The 15,193-nt window shown below is 65.3% G+C and carries 13 protein-coding genes; 7 read left to right on the top strand and 6 right to left on the bottom strand.

Annotation, left to right across the window (positions count from 1 at the left end; all coding sequences use genetic code 11):
• Window positions 1–19 precede the first annotated feature (19 nt).
• Both OKW45_RS32380 and OKW45_RS32375 read left to right on the top strand, forming a co-directional pair.
• Complete coding sequence (locus tag OKW45_RS32380) at window positions 20–526, top strand: MarR family winged helix-turn-helix transcriptional regulator (RefSeq protein ID WP_018418907.1); 507 nt, start codon at window positions 20–22, stop codon at window positions 524–526.
• Between the two features lie 211 nt (window positions 527–737).
• Entirely contained in the window at window positions 738–2,300 is a 1,563-nt protein-coding gene (locus tag OKW45_RS32375; protein WP_429472990.1) for a DHA2 family efflux MFS transporter permease subunit, read from the top strand.
• A 51-nt stretch (window positions 2,301–2,351) separates the two neighbouring features.
• Here the strand turns inward: OKW45_RS32375 and OKW45_RS32370 are convergent, their stop codons facing one another.
• From OKW45_RS32370 to ada, 4 genes are all read right to left on the bottom strand, one after another.
• On the bottom strand, window positions 2,352–2,867 hold the full coding sequence (locus OKW45_RS32370; protein WP_429472989.1) for a hypothetical protein: 516 nt from the start codon (window positions 2,865–2,867) through the stop codon (window positions 2,352–2,354).
• A 223-nt stretch (window positions 2,868–3,090) separates the two neighbouring features.
• Entirely contained in the window at window positions 3,091–4,707 is a 1,617-nt protein-coding gene (gene gshA, locus OKW45_RS32365) for a glutamate--cysteine ligase (RefSeq protein WP_429472988.1), read from the bottom strand.
• A gap of 213 nt (window positions 4,708–4,920) precedes the next feature.
• Window positions 4,921–5,841 carry a DNA-3-methyladenine glycosylase family protein gene (locus tag OKW45_RS32360; RefSeq protein WP_429472987.1) on the bottom strand — a complete coding sequence of 307 codons (921 nt, stop codon included), beginning with the start codon at window positions 5,839–5,841 and terminating at the stop codon, window positions 4,921–4,923.
• Window positions 5,838–6,998, bottom strand: coding sequence for a bifunctional DNA-binding transcriptional regulator/O6-methylguanine-DNA methyltransferase Ada (gene ada / locus OKW45_RS32355; protein WP_429473401.1), 1,161 nt, complete (start codon window positions 6,996–6,998; stop codon window positions 5,838–5,840). The genes OKW45_RS32360 and ada overlap by 4 nt, the downstream gene beginning before the upstream one ends.
• A 488-nt stretch (window positions 6,999–7,486) precedes the next feature.
• On the opposite strand from ada, the gene OKW45_RS32350 reads away from it, so the two are divergent.
• Window positions 7,487–7,912 carry a VOC family protein gene (locus OKW45_RS32350; protein ID WP_018418913.1) on the top strand — a complete coding sequence of 142 codons (426 nt, stop codon included), beginning with the start codon at window positions 7,487–7,489 and terminating at the stop codon, window positions 7,910–7,912.
• A gap of 44 nt (window positions 7,913–7,956) precedes the next feature.
• Here the strand turns inward: OKW45_RS32350 and OKW45_RS32345 are convergent, their stop codons facing one another.
• Together OKW45_RS32345 and OKW45_RS32340 are read right to left on the bottom strand one after the other, a co-directional pair.
• Window positions 7,957–8,511: a YaeQ family protein gene (locus OKW45_RS32345; RefSeq protein WP_026225527.1), complete on the bottom strand. Its 555-nt coding sequence runs from the start codon at window positions 8,509–8,511 to the stop codon at window positions 7,957–7,959.
• Window positions 8,512–8,653: 142 nt separating this feature from the next.
• Window positions 8,654–9,631, bottom strand: a complete 978-nt coding sequence (locus OKW45_RS32340) for a LysR family transcriptional regulator (protein ID WP_429472986.1) — start codon at window positions 9,629–9,631, stop codon at window positions 8,654–8,656.
• A 173-nt stretch (window positions 9,632–9,804) separates the two neighbouring features.
• Between OKW45_RS32340 and OKW45_RS32335 the strand changes: the two genes are divergently transcribed.
• The 4 genes from OKW45_RS32335 (at window position 9,805) to araH (ending at window position 15,149) form a co-directional block, all read left to right on the top strand.
• Window positions 9,805–11,262, top strand: a complete 1,458-nt coding sequence (locus OKW45_RS32335) for an aldehyde dehydrogenase family protein (RefSeq protein ID WP_429473400.1) — start codon at window positions 9,805–9,807, stop codon at window positions 11,260–11,262.
• Between the two features lie 151 nt (window positions 11,263–11,413).
• Window positions 11,414–12,418 carry an arabinose ABC transporter substrate-binding protein gene (locus tag OKW45_RS32330; protein WP_018418917.1) on the top strand — a complete coding sequence of 335 codons (1,005 nt, stop codon included), beginning with the start codon at window positions 11,414–11,416 and terminating at the stop codon, window positions 12,416–12,418.
• A 92-nt stretch (window positions 12,419–12,510) separates the two neighbouring features.
• Window positions 12,511–14,070, top strand: a complete 1,560-nt coding sequence (gene araG, locus OKW45_RS32325; protein WP_429472985.1) for an L-arabinose ABC transporter ATP-binding protein AraG — start codon at window positions 12,511–12,513, stop codon at window positions 14,068–14,070.
• A 74-nt stretch (window positions 14,071–14,144) separates the two neighbouring features.
• Window positions 14,145–15,149, top strand: a complete 1,005-nt coding sequence (gene araH / locus OKW45_RS32320) for an L-arabinose ABC transporter permease AraH (RefSeq protein WP_026225528.1) — start codon at window positions 14,145–14,147, stop codon at window positions 15,147–15,149.
• Window positions 15,150–15,193 lie beyond the last annotated feature (44 nt).

The following is a 15,193-nucleotide window of genomic DNA, read 5'->3' as shown; positions in this document are numbered from 1 at the left end:
TGGATGTTGCGGATACCCCATGACTGATGGCCCCTATAAAGCGGACGAGGTCGAGCTCACGAGCAGTCTCGGCTACTACCTGACGAAAGCGCGCAACGTGCTGGTCGAGCGCACGGACCGTGCGGTCAAGCCGCTCGGGCTCACCGCGCAGCAGATCGGCGTGATTCTGATGCTGTCGTCGCGGCGCGCGAGCACGCCATTCGAGCTGTCGCGCGCGATGTCGTACGACAGCGGCTCGATGACGCGTCTGCTCGACCGGCTGGAAAAGAAGGGCTTCGTCGTGCGCACGCGCAGCAGCGACGACCGACGCATGGTGAAACTTGAGCTGACGCAGCAGGGCCACGAGGCCGCGCGCCAGTTGCCGAACCTCGGCGCAACTGTGCTGAACGACCAGTTGCGCGGCTTTACCGCCGAGGAGCACGCGACGCTGATTCACCTGCTCGCCCGTTTCATCGCAAACGGTCCCGAGGGAGATGCCGACGTGGGTTGCGGCCCGGCGCCACCGCCGGACGAGCCGCCGGGATGAGCCGAAGCATGTGTCAAACAACGGTCGTCGTCGGATGGCGACGGCGCGTCATCACGAAGTACTAGCAGGACAATCACGAGGCGCTTTTCCAAGGCGTCATTGTCATCAGATATCTGTCTGGGCAGAGGGTGATGCGGCATGCAAGCATCGTGTATGAAACACGCGATAAGGCTGCCGTGACAAGCTTTCGCCGCCTGAGGAGAACAAACCTATGGATGCCACGGCTTCCAACGCCACGCTGCCCGCAGCAGAACTCGCCCCGCTCCAGGGCGGCACGCTCGCGCTGCTGACCGTCGGCCTTGCGCTCGGCACCTTCATGGAGGTGCTCGACACCTCGATCGCGAACGTCGCGGTGCCGACCATTTCCGGCAGCCTCGGCGTTGCCGCAAGCCAGGGTACCTGGGTGATCTCGTCGTACTCGGTCGCCTCGGCGATCGCCGTGCCGCTGACCGGCTGGCTCGCGCGACGCGTCGGCGAGGTACGACTCTTCACGCTGTCCGTGCTGCTGTTCACGATCGCGTCGGCGGCCTGCGGTTTCGCGCACAACTTCGAATCGCTGATCGCCTTCCGGCTCGTGCAAGGGCTCGTGTCCGGGCCGATGGTGCCGCTGTCGCAGACGATCCTGATGCGCTCCTACCCGCCCGCCAAACGTGGACTCGCGCTCGGCTTATGGGCGATGACCGTGATCTGCGCGCCGATCTTCGGCCCGGTGATGGGCGGCTACATCACCGATAACTTCACATGGCCGTGGATCTTCTACATCAACGTGCCGATCGGCCTGTTCTCGGCGTTCTGCGCGTATCTGCTGCTGCGTGGCCGCGAGACGCAGACGACGCACCAGCGCATCGACGCGGTGGGTCTCGTGCTGCTCGTGACCGGCGTGTCGTGCCTGCAGATGATGCTCGACCTCGGCAAGGACCGCGACTGGTTCAACTCGACGTTCATCGTGGCGCTCGCCGTGATCGCGCTCGTGTCGATCGCGTTTCTGCTCGTGTGGGAGTTGACGGAGAAAGAGCCGATCGTCGACCTGTCGCTGTTCAAGGATCGCAACTTCGCGCTCGGCGTCGTGATCATCTCGTTCGGCTTCATGGCGTTCTTCGGCTCGGTGGTGATCTTCCCGCTATGGCTGCAAACGGTGATGGGCTACACGGCCGGCCTCGCGGGTCTCGCCACGGCACCGGTCGGATTGCTCGCGCTGTTTCTGTCGCCGATGATCGGCAAGAACATGCATCGGCTGAATCTGCGCATGGTCGCGAGCTTCGCGTTCATCGTTTTCGCGATCGTATCGATCTGGAACTCGACGTTCACGCTCGACGTGCCGTTCGGCCACGTGATCCTGCCGCGGCTCGTGCAGGGGATCGGCGTCGCCTGCTTCTTCGTGCCGATGACGACGATCACGCTGTCGAGCGTGTCCGACGAGCGTCTTGCAAGCGCGTCGGGTCTGTCGAACTTTTTCCGCACGTTGTCGGGCGCGATCGGCACCGCGATCAGCACGACGTTCTGGGAAAACGACACGATCTATCACCACGCGATGCTTGCAGATACGGTCAACACGTATTCGGCGAACACCAACGCCTATACGAATGCGCTGGCGGGCGCCGGGCTGTCCGGCGACAGCCTGACCGCGCAGCTGAACCAGGTGGTGACGAGTCAGGCGTACATGATGGCCACCAACGACTTCTTCCGCATCTCGGGCGCGGCGTTTATCGTGCTGGCGGTGCTCGTGTGGATCACGAAGCCGCGCGAAGGCACCGGGCCTTCATTAGGACACTGAAGCAAATGCGCGGCAGCGGCGAATGCATCGCCGCTGCGGCCACCGCTCGATCTATTGCGACATCGCCTCGCCATTCGGCAGCCTGGTCGTGTTACGGGGCATCGTCTCCGGATGCGTCGCATCGGGCGCGTTCTGCGATGGCGTCGCGCTGCCTTGCGGCGCGCTGGCGCCTGTGCCCGCGGTGCCTCTCACATACTGCTTGAAATCCGCACCGGCTTCCCACGGATTCGGCTTGCAGCCGAGCGAGCTGTCGCAATGCGCCGAAAAGCCGATCGTGGTGGTGCCATCGGGACCTGCGGCGCGCGTGATCTGAAACGCGAGCGCGCGCGTGCCGCCGTCCGGGCCGGCGGTCTGGATCAGCGAGTCGTTAGCGGTCTCGATCTTGTACTTCGAATGACTCGCGACCCACGTTTGCGCCCGTTGCCACCAGAGGTCGCATTCGGCCTTGTTCGAACACGTCAACGGCCTGGTCGCGATCTGCATGACATCGGGATCGACCTGACCCTGGGTCGAGCATGCCGCCGTCGCCACGAGACAAAGCGCGGCCAACAGAGCTTTGTTCTTCACGTCGATACCTCCCCTGTGGAGCACGTCATAACATTTTGGACCACCCCATCGAAGCGGTGTTTCACCCAGATCAGAGAATCGCGACGTCGCGCGGAGTATTTGCCGATTCCGCGGACGCCTGAAGAGCTCAATCCGTAGAGGTTACCTGCGCGTTACTCGGGGCAAAGAAAAAGCGGCCACGCGGGCCGCTTGAAGCACTTCCGAAATGCTGTGGTCCGAACGCTCAGACGCTGAAGCGATTGAGCGTATAGGCCCGATACGCAGCGACGAACGCATCGAACGAACCAACCTCGTCGCGTTCGAGCTTCGCCTGTTCGTCGAGAGATTGCACCGCGAGGTTGGCAAACGCCTTGGACTGCGCGGCATCGAGCGGACGCGCACGGAAGTACGCGGCGTGCGCTTCGCTTTGCGCGAGGCCGAACGCGAGGAAGCTTTGCTGCTGGTCGCGCATCGTTTGCAGCACGCGCGCCGACGGCGTCAGCGACACGTCCGCGAGCTTCGCGCGTTGCGCGGCGACCGCACGCGCGTGTTCGTCGCCGCCCTTCAGGCTGTCGAGCACGGCCGCCGCGGCGTCGATTTTCACGAGCAGTTCGTCGGCCCAGTCGATCATCGCGACCGGCTTGCCGTCGCGAACCAGTTCGAGGCCTGGCTTGCGACCTTCCATCGTCACGCGGCCGAAGTTCTGGTTCGCTTCGGTGTACGCGGGCGGAGGCAGGGGCGCGCTGTCGTCGAGCGCACACACGAGCAGGTACGCGTCGAGAAAGCGCGATGTTTCGAGCGAAATGCCGATCGGCTCGAACGGATCGATGTCCATGCAACGCACTTCGACGTATTGCACGCCGCGCGCGGCGAGCGCGTGCAACGGCCGCTCACCCGGATACGTGACGCGCTTCGGGCGAATCGTCGAATAGAACTCGTTTTCGATCTGCAGCACGTTGGTGTTGATCTGCACCCACTCGCCGTCGCGTTGCGTGCCGATCTGCTCGTAGGCGGGATACGGCTGGCTCACGGCTTTCGCGAGCGCGTCGAGATAGCCGGGCAGCGTGTCGTAGTCGGCGTGCAGCGCGGCTTGCGCGGTCGTGTTCGAATAGCCGAGATCGCTCATGCGCAGGCTGGTCGCGTACGGGCGGTACAGCGTGTCGGCGTCGAACGTGTCGAGCGTGGGTTTGCGATCGCGGAGAAAGCGCCGATCGAGCGCCGGCGACGCGCCGAACAGATACATCAGCAGCCAGTTCGTGCGGCGGAAATTGCGGATCAGCGCGAGGTAGCGGTCGGACTGGAAGTCGACGGCGTTCGCGGTGGATTGCTGATCGGCGTGCAGCAGGCGCCACACGTCTTCGCTCAGCGAATAGTTGTAGTGGATGCCCGCGATGCACTGCATCGTGCGGCCATAGCGCAGCGCGAGGCCGACGCGGTACACGTACTTCAGCTTGCCGATGTTCGACGTGCCGTAGTGCGCGATCGGAATGCCATCGTCGGTGGCGGGCAACAGTCCCGGCATCGAGTGGTTCCACAGGATCTCGTCGCCGAGCTCCGCGTAGACGAAACGATGCAGCACGTCGAGTTGCGCGAGGGTTTCGGCGGCGTCCTGCTCAGCCGGCGTGATCAGCTCGAGCAGCGCCTCGGAGTAGTCGGTCGTCAGCGACGGGTGCGTGAGCGCCGAGCCGAGCGCGCGCGGATGCGGAGTCATCGCGAGTTGGCCGTTGCGTGTCACGCGCAGGCTTTCCCTTTCGATGCCGCGCAGGCCGCGTATCAGCACATCGCGATGCGGGCTCGAGTCGAGCACGGACAGGCGGTGCGAAAGCGCGTCGGTCGTGCAGGAGGGTGTGGTGTTTGGCATTGATGCAAGTCGCGCGTTGCCGGTCGCCGTGTATCGCCGGACGATTCACAGACGGTATAGCGGCTGACAACGTTCGGCGGAATTTTCAGTAGCGGGCACTTTAACATCTCGCCAGAACCGCTGCTTGCGGTCGCTTCGCCGGAGTTTCAGCAGGCATGTCGAGTTCGCGCTGAACTACGCCATCCCCATCAGCACGTCGCGACGACCCTCACCTCATCCCCCGCGCGCCGCGCCCGCCCGATCCGCCACCTCGTTCCACAGATGCATCGCGGCATACGCGCGATACGGCCGCCACGCGTCGGTGCGGCTGCGCTGTTGCGCGGGCCGTACGAGTGAAGGATCGCGCGCGCAGATCGATTGCATCAGCACGAGATCCGACTCGGGCCATGCATCGGGATCGCGCCATGCACGCATCGCGACGTATTCGACAGTCCATGGGCCGATGCCCGCGAGCGCGAGCAATGCGGCGCGCAGGCTCGCGGCGTCGACGGTGTCGCTGCTGTCGAGCGGCACGTCGCCGCTCGCGACCGCACGCGCGAAGCCCTGCAACGCGGCGACGCGTTTGCCCGGCATGCCGATCTGCGCGAGATCGACTTCGGCGAGTGCGGCCGGCGTCGGAAAACGCCACGCGGTGTTTTCGTGCGGATGCCCGTCGATGCGTTCGCCCGCTCGCTGCACGAGCCGTCCGATGATGGTCGTCGCGGCCTTCACGCTGACCTGCTGACCGACGATCGCGCGCACCACCAGTTCGAAGCCGGACCACGCGCCCGGCACGCGCAGGCCGGGCACCGCGGCGACGAGCGGCGCGAGCCACGGGTCCGCCGCGAGTCCGGCGGCGATCTTCTTTGGATCGGCGCGCAGATCGAACATTCTTGCGATTGGCGCGGCCAGTGCATCGGCGTGGCGGCTCGCCGGCCCTTCGATGCTCGCGACGATGCAGCGCTTGCGCGGATGCAGCCGCACGCTGAGTGTGCCGCCGTCGCCGTTGCAGTCGATCGCGCGACGATACGCGCCGTCCTCGACGGCTTCGACGCCAGGCGTCGCGCGGCCGCTGAAAAAGCGCAGCAGCCGCGGCCAGTCGAACGGTGCCTTGAACGGTAATTCGAGAGTTGCAACCTCGTTAAGCGTGCTCAAGCGGCGTGATCCAGTTGGGAGTTGTGGGAGTCGGCATCCGTGCGGCTTGCGTCGCGGCGGGGCGCATCGCTGGCTGAAACGCCGCCTGCGTGCTGCGCCTCATTGTCGAGCAACGCGGCCTTGCGCGGCAGCCCCCAGCGATAGCCGGCGAGCGCCCCGCCCTTCTGCACGACGCGATGGCAAGGAATCGCGAGCGCGACCGGGTTGGTCGCGCATGCGCTCGCGACGGCGCGCACCGCCCGCGGCGAGCCGACCGCCTCGGCGATCTGCGAATAGCTGCGTGTCTCGCCGTACGGGATCCGCCGCAGCGCCTCCCACACGCGCTGCTTGAATGCGGTCGACGCGATATCGAGCGGCAACTCGAAGTCCTGGCGCGTGCCGCGCAGATACGCGTCGATCTGCGCGATGAACGGCGCGAGCCGGCCGGCGTCTTCACGCAGCTCGGCATTCGCGAACTCGCCGCGCAATTCGTCGATCAGCAGCGCGGTGTCGTCGCCGAAACCGATCTTGCAGATGCCCTTGTCAGTCGCGGCGACCAGCACGAAGCCGAGCGAGGTCGGCGCGCTCGCATAGCGCACCGTCAGGCCCGCGCCCTTTCGGCGATACGCGGACGGCGCCATGCCGAGCTCGGCCGGCGCGCTGTCGTACATTCGCGACGGCGAGCCGAAACCGGCGTCGAGCGTCGCGCGCGTGACGTCGGCGCCGCCCTGCAGCGCATCGCGCAACGCGGCGCCGCGCCGCGCGGCCTGGTACTGACGCGGCGAGACGCCGACCACGCGCTTGAACAGCCGCTGCAAATGGAACGGACTCACGTGCACGGCATCGCTCAGTTGCGCGAGCGTGAGGCGCTGCTGCGGATCGGCGTCGAGCGCGGCGCACGCTCTGGCGACGATGTCGAGCTCGCGCGGCAGACCACCGGGCTGGCAGCGCTTGCAATCCCGAAAGCCCGCGGCGCGCGCGGCGGCGGCATCGGTGAAGAAGGCGACGTTTTCGCGGCGCGGCTGGCGCGACGCGCACGACGGCCGGCAGAACACGCCGGTCGTCCTGACCGCGTAGAAGAATGCACCGTCGGCATCGCGGTCGCGGTGGATGACGGCGTCCCAGCGTTCGTCGTCGGTGCGCCACTGGGTGGTGTCGACGTCGGCGGCGGTGCGCATGAGGGCGGAACGGCGAGTGGAGGCGTTCATGATGTCCTGGGGCCCAGACGGGCAGGCAGTGTCGATGCTCATCAATTTAGGCCCGATCGCTACACAGTACGCGCCGGTTCTTGCTCTGTCATTCGGACGCGCTTGTCCTTACCCATGGTGGGGTCGAACCCGGCAAACCACAATCCGAAGCGCCTTGGAATGCCTGCGGCCGGGCGTTTTGCCTCAAAGTGCGGCAATTTCGCACGATATCGGGTTTTCCCTTAAAAAGTTATTGCGTCGCACCAAGCCCATGTGTATATTAGTACCTGTCTCCTCCATGTCTCCTCCTGATATGGATTCAGCCCGCTCCACTTGAGCGGGCTTTTTTTTGCCTACGTTTTTTGTCCGCGCCTGGTCCGCATTTGGTCCGGTTCGCCCACGACTTCCCGCCGATCTACCCCCGCCCTTTCTCCTACACTTCCTAATCGGATCTCCGAACTAGCGAAAGGGCGTTCGACATGAAAATCCACATTCGCGAGATCGACCACGTCGTGATCCGGGCGACGCACGTCGAAACCCTCGCGCGCTTTTACTGCGACGTACTAGGTTGCAGCGTTGAAAAGGAGCAGCGCGAACTCGGCCTCACGCAACTGCGCGCGGGCCGATCGCTGATCGATCTGCTGCAGGTCGGCGCGAAGCTCGATCGCGCGGAAAACGGCGCGGCGGGCACGGGGCGCAACATGGACCACCTGTGTCTGCGCGTCGAGTCGTTCGACGCCGACGCGCTGAAGGCGCATCTGAGCGCGCATGGTGCGCGGCTCGGCGAACAGGGAGTTCGTTATGGCGCGGACGGATTCGGGCCGTCGCTGTATCTGTTCGACCCGGAGGGCAATATGGTCGAACTGAAGGGGGCGCCGGAAGCGGCGCGGGTCACGTCGCTCTGAATGCGAGAACGAAGCGGCGCAAAAACCGGTTCAGACCTGAGCCATCATGCATCGGCTTGCGCCTTCAGTACGGTCCAGTCGATCTTCACCGCATCGGCTTCGGCGCTGCCGAGCCATGCTTCGCCGTCCTGCACTGTGCATTGCAGCCGCATCGTGCGTTCGGCAAGCGAGCCGAGCGATGCCGCGACGTCTTCGCCGAGCGTCCAGACCGTCACGTTGCGCAGACGCTCGACCTTGTTGCGCACGCCCTGCCACCAGATTTCCGAAGTACGCCCGCCATACGCGATCACGACCACGTGATTCGCCCGCCCGCTCGCCTTGGCGATGCGGCGTTCATCGGGCTGGCCGACCTCGATCCACGTGTCGATCGCGCCGGTCAGATCCTTCGCCCACAGATCCGGTTCGTCGACATCCGACAAACCTTTGCAGAACTCCAGCCGTTCCTGCGCGAACAGCGCGAACGCGGCGACGCGAACCATCATCCGTTCGTCGGTTTCGGAGGGGTGACGGGCGATCGTCAGCGAATGGTCGGCGTAATAGTGCCGGTCCATGTCAGCGATCTGCAGTTCCGCCTTGTATATCGTCGATTTGAGAGCCATGCCGTTGCTAAACCAGGCGCTCGCTCCACCGGAGCGCAGCGAAAATGAATCGTCGACGGCGCGTTGCCGTTTCTTGTGTTTGCTGTACATCGTATGTTCCTCCCGCGCCGTCAGCCGGTGCCTATGACACAGAAGGAAGCATTTACCGGGCCACCGCGAGTTCCGTGGCCGTGCCGTACACGTCCCGAGCCGCATCTCGCAGCGCCTCGAGCACGACGGCGGCCGCCGGCGACAACAGATGCGACTGGCGCGTGATGATACCGAATGTATCCATCCTGCAAGGCAAATCGATCGGTACGCGCTTCAATACTCCGTACTGTTGGTACTGACGCGCCACTTCATCGGGCAATACCGCCAACATGTCGCTTTGCAGCAGCAGGCTCGAAATCGCGAGGAAGTTGTTCGTATTGACGACGTTCTGCGGCGGATTCAGGCCGATCTGCGAAAACATCAGATCGAAGCGATGGCGCAGCACGCTGCCCGGCGGATGCAGCACCCACGCCGCGTTGACGATACCGCGCAGCGTCAATCCCGTTTCATTTTCGAGCGGATGGCCGGGACGCGCGACCACGCAGAGCGGTTCGTCGGCGAGCGGTTCGTAGCGCACGTCGGTCTTGAACTGGTTCTGCCGTTCGAGCACGCGGCCGATCATGATGTCGAGATCGCCTTCGGCGAGCCGCGGCAGCATCACGTCGGAGGTCTCGACCTCGGTCCAGATCTGCAACTGCGGATAACGCTCCTTCACGCTCGCGATCGCGCGCGGCACCATCGTCGCGGCGGCCGCGGCGATCACGCCGATACGCACCTGACCCGCGAGCCCCGAGCGCAGCGCCGAGATTTCGTCGTGCGCCTGGCTCAGGTTCGACAGCACCATGCGCGCATGGCGGATCATCACCTCGCCGTACAGCGTCGCGTGCATGCCGTGCGGCGTGCGGTCGAACAGGCTCACGCCGAGCATGTCCTCGAGCTCTTTCAACAGGCGCGACGCGGCCGGCTGCGTCATGCCGAGCACGTCGGCCGCGCGGCGAACGTTGCCCTCCTCCTCCATCGCGGCAAGCAGCAGCAACTGGCGCGTCTTTAGCCGCGCGCGCACGAACCAGTTCGAATAGCTACGCGTCATCGCAGGGTCTCCTGGGTTTTTACGAGCGATGTTTGTACGTTCTTCCTCTGAAGTTCCCATGATGCCATACCGAAACTGATATCGGATAAGCCTAAAAAGGGATTGGAAAGTTATTGGCACCGCTCATACCATTCGTGGACTTTTGTGAACTTCCGGTGCGCCTTTTCCCGCCGATGAACCGCGATCCGCTCGTCCCCCTCGTTGCCAGCCCGTTTCGCCATTACATCAATGGCGGATGGGAGACGGGCGCGACCACGGGCGTGTCGCTCAATCCATCGGATCTCGACGAGCCGGTCGGCGAATACGTGCGCGCGGACGTGCGGCAGACCGACAGCGCGATCGAGGCCGCGCACGCGGCGTTTCGCGACTGGTCGCTCGCCTCCGCGCAGCGCCGCGCCGACGCGCTCGACGCGATCGGCAGCGAAATGCTCGCGCGCCGCGAGGAACTGGCCCGGTTGCTGGCGCGTGAAGTCGGCAAGGTATTGCCCGAGGCGCTCGCGGAAGCGACACGCGCGGGCCAACTGTTCAAGCTGTTCGCGGCCGAGGCGCTGCGCGCGTTCGTCGAGCCGCTCGCGTCGGCGCGTGCCGGCGTCGAAATCGACGTGACGCGCGAGCCGCTCGGGGTGGTCGGCATCATCGCGCCGTGGAGCGCGCCGCTCGCGATCGCCGCGGCGAAGATCGGCGCCGCGCTCGCGCACGGCAACTGCGTCGTCTACAAGCCGGCCGAGTCCGCACCGGCTTGCGCGGCGGCGCTCGCGTCGATCGTCAGTCGCGCGGGCTTGCCGGCCGGCGTGTTCAATCTCGTGATGGGCAGCGGACGCAAGGTCGGCGCGCGCATCGTCGCGCATCCGCTCGTCGCCGCGATCAGCTTCACCGGTTCGTCCGATACCGGCACGCGCGTGCTGCAGGCCGCCGCGACGCGCCAGGCGCGCGTGCAGCTCGAGATGGGTGGCAAGAATTCGTTCGTCGTGCTGGCCGACGCCGATCTCGAAGGCGCGGTCGACGCGGCGCTCACCGGTGCCTTCAGCGCGACCGGCCAGCGCAGCACGGCGGCCGCACGGCTGATCGTCGAACGCGCGGTGTTCGCGCCGTTCGTCGACGCGTTGCAGGCGAAGCTCGCGAAACTCACCGTCGATCACGCGTTGAAGCACGGCACCGATATCGGTCCGGTGGCGAACGCCGCGCAGCTCGAACGCAACCTCGACTACGTGCGCGTCGGCGAGCAGGAAGGCGCGCAGTTGCTGCGCGGCGGGCGGCAACTGGAGCGCGCGACGCGCGGCTATTTTTTCGAGCCGGCGCTGTTTATTGGCGAATCGGAGCATCGCATCGCGCGTGAAGAGATTTTCGGGCCGCTCGCGGTCGTGCTGCGCGCGGACGATTACGAACAAGCGCTACATCTCGCGAACGACACCGCCTACGGACTGTGCGCCGGCATCTGCACGCGCTCGCTCGAACGCGCGCGGCATTTTCGCCGCCACGTGCAGAGCGGTCTCGTCACGATCAATCTGCCGACCACGGCCGTCGAGCATCACGGACCCGGCGGCGGGCGCAAGGCGTCGGCCTATGGCGCGAGCGATGCCGCGTTCTGGACCGCCGCGAAAACGGCGTACCTGGCGAGCTACAAGCAATGAGCCGCGCCACCGTTTTCACCGCGACTTGCGCGAACCGCCCGGCATGCCGCGCGCAGATCCGCCCCGATTCGCGCGACGGCTGACGCCGCCCGCGTTACCCCGCTGCGACTACACGACATCAATGCAGCTTTTCACCCACAGGAGACAGTAGATGACCAGCAAGCTTCGCCGTTTGACCCTGACCGCGATGGCCGCCGCCGCCCTCGCCGCCCCGTTCGCCGCACAACTGTCCGCCCACGCGGATGAGCCGCTCAAAGTCGGCTTCCTCGTGAAGATGCCCGAACAGGCGTGGTTCATCAACGAACAGAAAGCCGCGACCGCGCTCGGTAAGAAGGACGGATTCTCGGTGGTCAACATCGGCACGCCCGACGGCGAAAAGGTGCTGGCCGCGATCGACAACCTCGGCGCGCAAGGCGCGAAAGGCTTCGTGATCTGCGCGCCCGACGTGCGTCTCGGACCGGCGATTCAGGCGCGCGCGAAGCGCTACAACATGAAGTTCGTGACCGTCGACGACCAGCTGGTCGATTCGACCGGCAAGCCGCTTGCGAACGTGCCGCACCTCGGCATGTCGGCCTTCAAGATCGGCAACCAGGTGGGCCAGGCGATCGCCGACGAAATCAAGCGCCGCGGCTGGAAGCCTGAGGAAGTCGGCGCGCTGCGTATCACGGACTATGAACTGCCGACCGCGAAGCTGCGCACCGACGGCGCGACGCAGTCGCTGCTCGCCGGCGGCTTCAAGAAGGAAAACGTCTTCGACGCGCCGCAGAAAACCACCGACGACGAAGGCGGCTTCAACGCGGTATCGCCGGTGCTCGCGCAGCATCCGAACATCAAGAAGTGGGTGATCTTCGCGCTCAACGAGGAAAGCGTGCTTGGCGGCGTGCGCGCGACCGAACAGCTGCATATTCCGGCCGCGGACGTGATCGGCGTCGGCATCAACGGCGCGGGCGAGGCGTTCGCCGAGTTCCAGAAGAAGGAACCGACGGGCTTCTACGGCACGATCGCGGTCAGCTCGACGAACCACGGCAAGGAAAGCACCGAGAACCTTATCGAGTGGATCAAGGACGGCAAGCAGCCGCCCGCCGACACGCAAACCACCGGCAAGCTGATGGTGCGCGGCAACTGGCAGGACGTGCGCAAGGAACTGGGTATTTAAGCGAGGTTCTCGCAGCAGACGGCGGGCCGCCTCGTGCCTCGCGTTTAGCGCGAGCGCGGCCCGCTCAGGTTTCATCCGTTCGAGGTTTTTCGATGACGTCCTTATTCACCGGGTCTCATGCCAGCGAGGCGGCGCTCGCGCCCTCGCCTGCATCGACGCCCGCATCCGACGCCCCCTATCTCCGGCTCGACGGCATCACCGTGCGCTTTCCGGGCGTGCTCGCGCTCGACCAGGTCTCGCTCGAAGTGCGCCGCGGCGAGGTGCACGGCCTGATGGGCGAAAACGGCGCCGGCAAATCGACGCTGCTGAAGGTGCTGTCCGGCGTCAATCATCCTGTCTCGGGCGCGTTGTCGCTCGACGGCATCGAGCAGCAGTTCGCGACGACCAAGGCGGCGATCGCCGCGGGCATCGCGATCATCTATCAGGAACTGCATCTGGTGCCGGAGCTGACGGTCGCCGAGAATCTGATGCTCGGCGCCCTGCCGAATCGCTTCGGCGTACTGGACGAAAAGGCTTTGGTCGCGCGTGCGATGCGTGAGCTCGAACGGCTCGGCGAAAAGCTCGATCCGTCGCAGCAGGTCAAGCATCTGTCGATCGGTCAGCGGCAGATGATCGAAATCGGCAAGGCGCTGATGCGCGACGCGCGCGTGATCGCGTTCGACGAACCGACCAGCTCGCTGTCGTCGCGCGAAACCACGCAACTGTTCCGCATCATCCGCGCGCTGAAGGCTGAAGGCCGCGCGATCGTCTACGTCACGCACCGGATGGACGAAGTCTACGAACTGTGCGATCGCGTCACCGTGTTTCGCGACGGCCGCCGCATCGACACTTTCGAGGCCGGCGCGGGACTCGATCGCGATCGGCTGATCAGCTGCATGGTGGGCCGCTCGATCACCGATGTGTACGGCTATCGCGCGCGCGAGCACGGCGACGTGCAGCTTCAGGTCGACGGCCTGATGGGACCGGGCCTGCGCGAACCGGCATCGTTTTCGGCGCGCAAGGGCGAGATCGTCGGCTTCTTCGGGCTCGTCGGCGCGGGCCGCTCCGAGTTGATGAAGCTGATCTACGGCGCGGTCAAGCCGAGCGCCGGCGAGGTCGCGCTGAAGGGCAAGCGCGTGCAGTTCGCCACGCCGCGCGACGCGGTGCGCGCCGGTGTCGCGCTGTGTCCCGAGGATCGTAAGCAGGAAGGCATCGTGTCGATCGCGTCGGTGTCGGACAACCTGAACATCAGCTGCCGCCGCCACTTCAGCCGCTTCAACGTGCTCAACAGCCGCAAGGAAGCGCAGACCACGCGTGAGTTCATCGGCAAGCTCGCGATCAAGACGCGCAACGGCGATACGCCGATCGGCACGCTGTCCGGCGGCAATCAGCAGAAGGTGATCCTGTCGCGCTGGCTCGCCGAAGAGATCGACGTGTTCCTGATGGACGAGCCGACGCGCGGCATCGACGTCGGGGCGCGCAGCGAGATCTATGGACTGCTGTATGGGCTCGCCGAGGCAGGCCGCACGGTCATCGTCGTGTCGAGCGATCTCGCCGAGGTGATCGGCGTGACCGATCGCGTGATCGTGATGAAGGAAGGCCGCATTGTCGGCGATCTGCCGAAGGCGCAGGCCACGCCGGATGCGCTGATCAAGCTGGCATTGCCGCGCTGATCGCCCAACGGATCGCGCCACCAGACCTCTTACCGAATACCGCAACGAAAACGGCATTGAATGGAACAGACATCATGAATACACCTTCCACCGATTCCTCGACCCCCGCCGTCGCCTCCGTGGGCTTGACCGCGCGCGCCGCGCGCATCTGGGACCTCATTAACAAGTCCGGCATCGTGATGGTGTTCGTCATCCTGTTCGCGGTGCTGTCGTTCACGGTCCCAGACTTTCTGAGCACGCGCAATATCCAGGGCCTGCTGCTGTCGGTCACGCTGATCGGCTCGATCTCCGTCACGATGATGTTCGTGCTCGCGCTCGGCGAGGTGGACCTGTCGGTGGCGTCGATCGTCGCGTTTTCGGGCGTGGTGGCTTCCGTGCTGATCACCGCGACGCACAGCGTGTTAGTCGGCATCACGGCCGGCGTGCTCGCGGGCGGCGCGGTCGGGCTCGTCAACGGCACGCTGGTGGCACGCTACAAGATCAACTCGCTGATCGTCACGCTCGCGATGATGGAGGTCGTGCGCGGCCTCGCGTACATCACGTCGAACGGCGACGCGGTGATGATCTCCGAGGAGCGCTTTTTCGATCTCGGCGGCGGCTCATTCCTCGGCATTTCTTATCCGATCTGGAGCAACATCGTCGGCTTCGTTCTGTTCGGCTTCCTGCTGAAAAAGACCGTGTTCGGCAAGAACGTGCTGGCCGTCGGCGGCAATAGCGAAGCGGCTGTGCTCGCGGGGCTACCCGTCACGCGGATCAAGATCACCGTGTTCGTGCTGCAAGGCCTCGTGACCGGCTTCGCGGGCGTGATGCTCGCGTCGCGCATGAGCCTCGGCGATCCGAAGACGTCGGTCGGGCTCGAGCTCGGCGTGATTTCCGCGTGCGTGCTCGGTGGTGTGTCGCTGACGGGAGGTGTCGCGACGATCTCCGGCGTGCTGGTCGGCGTGCTGATCATGGGCTCCGTGCAGGACGCCATGAGCCTGCTGAACGTGCCGACGTTCTATCAGTATCTGATTCGCGGCGGCATCCTGCTGCTCGCGGTTCTGTTCGACCAGTTCCGCCGCAGCAAGCGCGTGCACTGACGCGCCGTTGCTCGTGGCCGGTTTCCTGCGCTTTGCGAGAAGGC

Source organism: Paraburkholderia lebeckiae, from assembly GCF_050436225.1.
Classification (GTDB): Bacteria; Pseudomonadota; Gammaproteobacteria; order Burkholderiales; family Burkholderiaceae; genus Paraburkholderia; species Paraburkholderia tuberum.
Note: the sequence above shows the minus strand (reverse complement) of the source record. Positions and strands in the feature narration are given on the sequence as shown.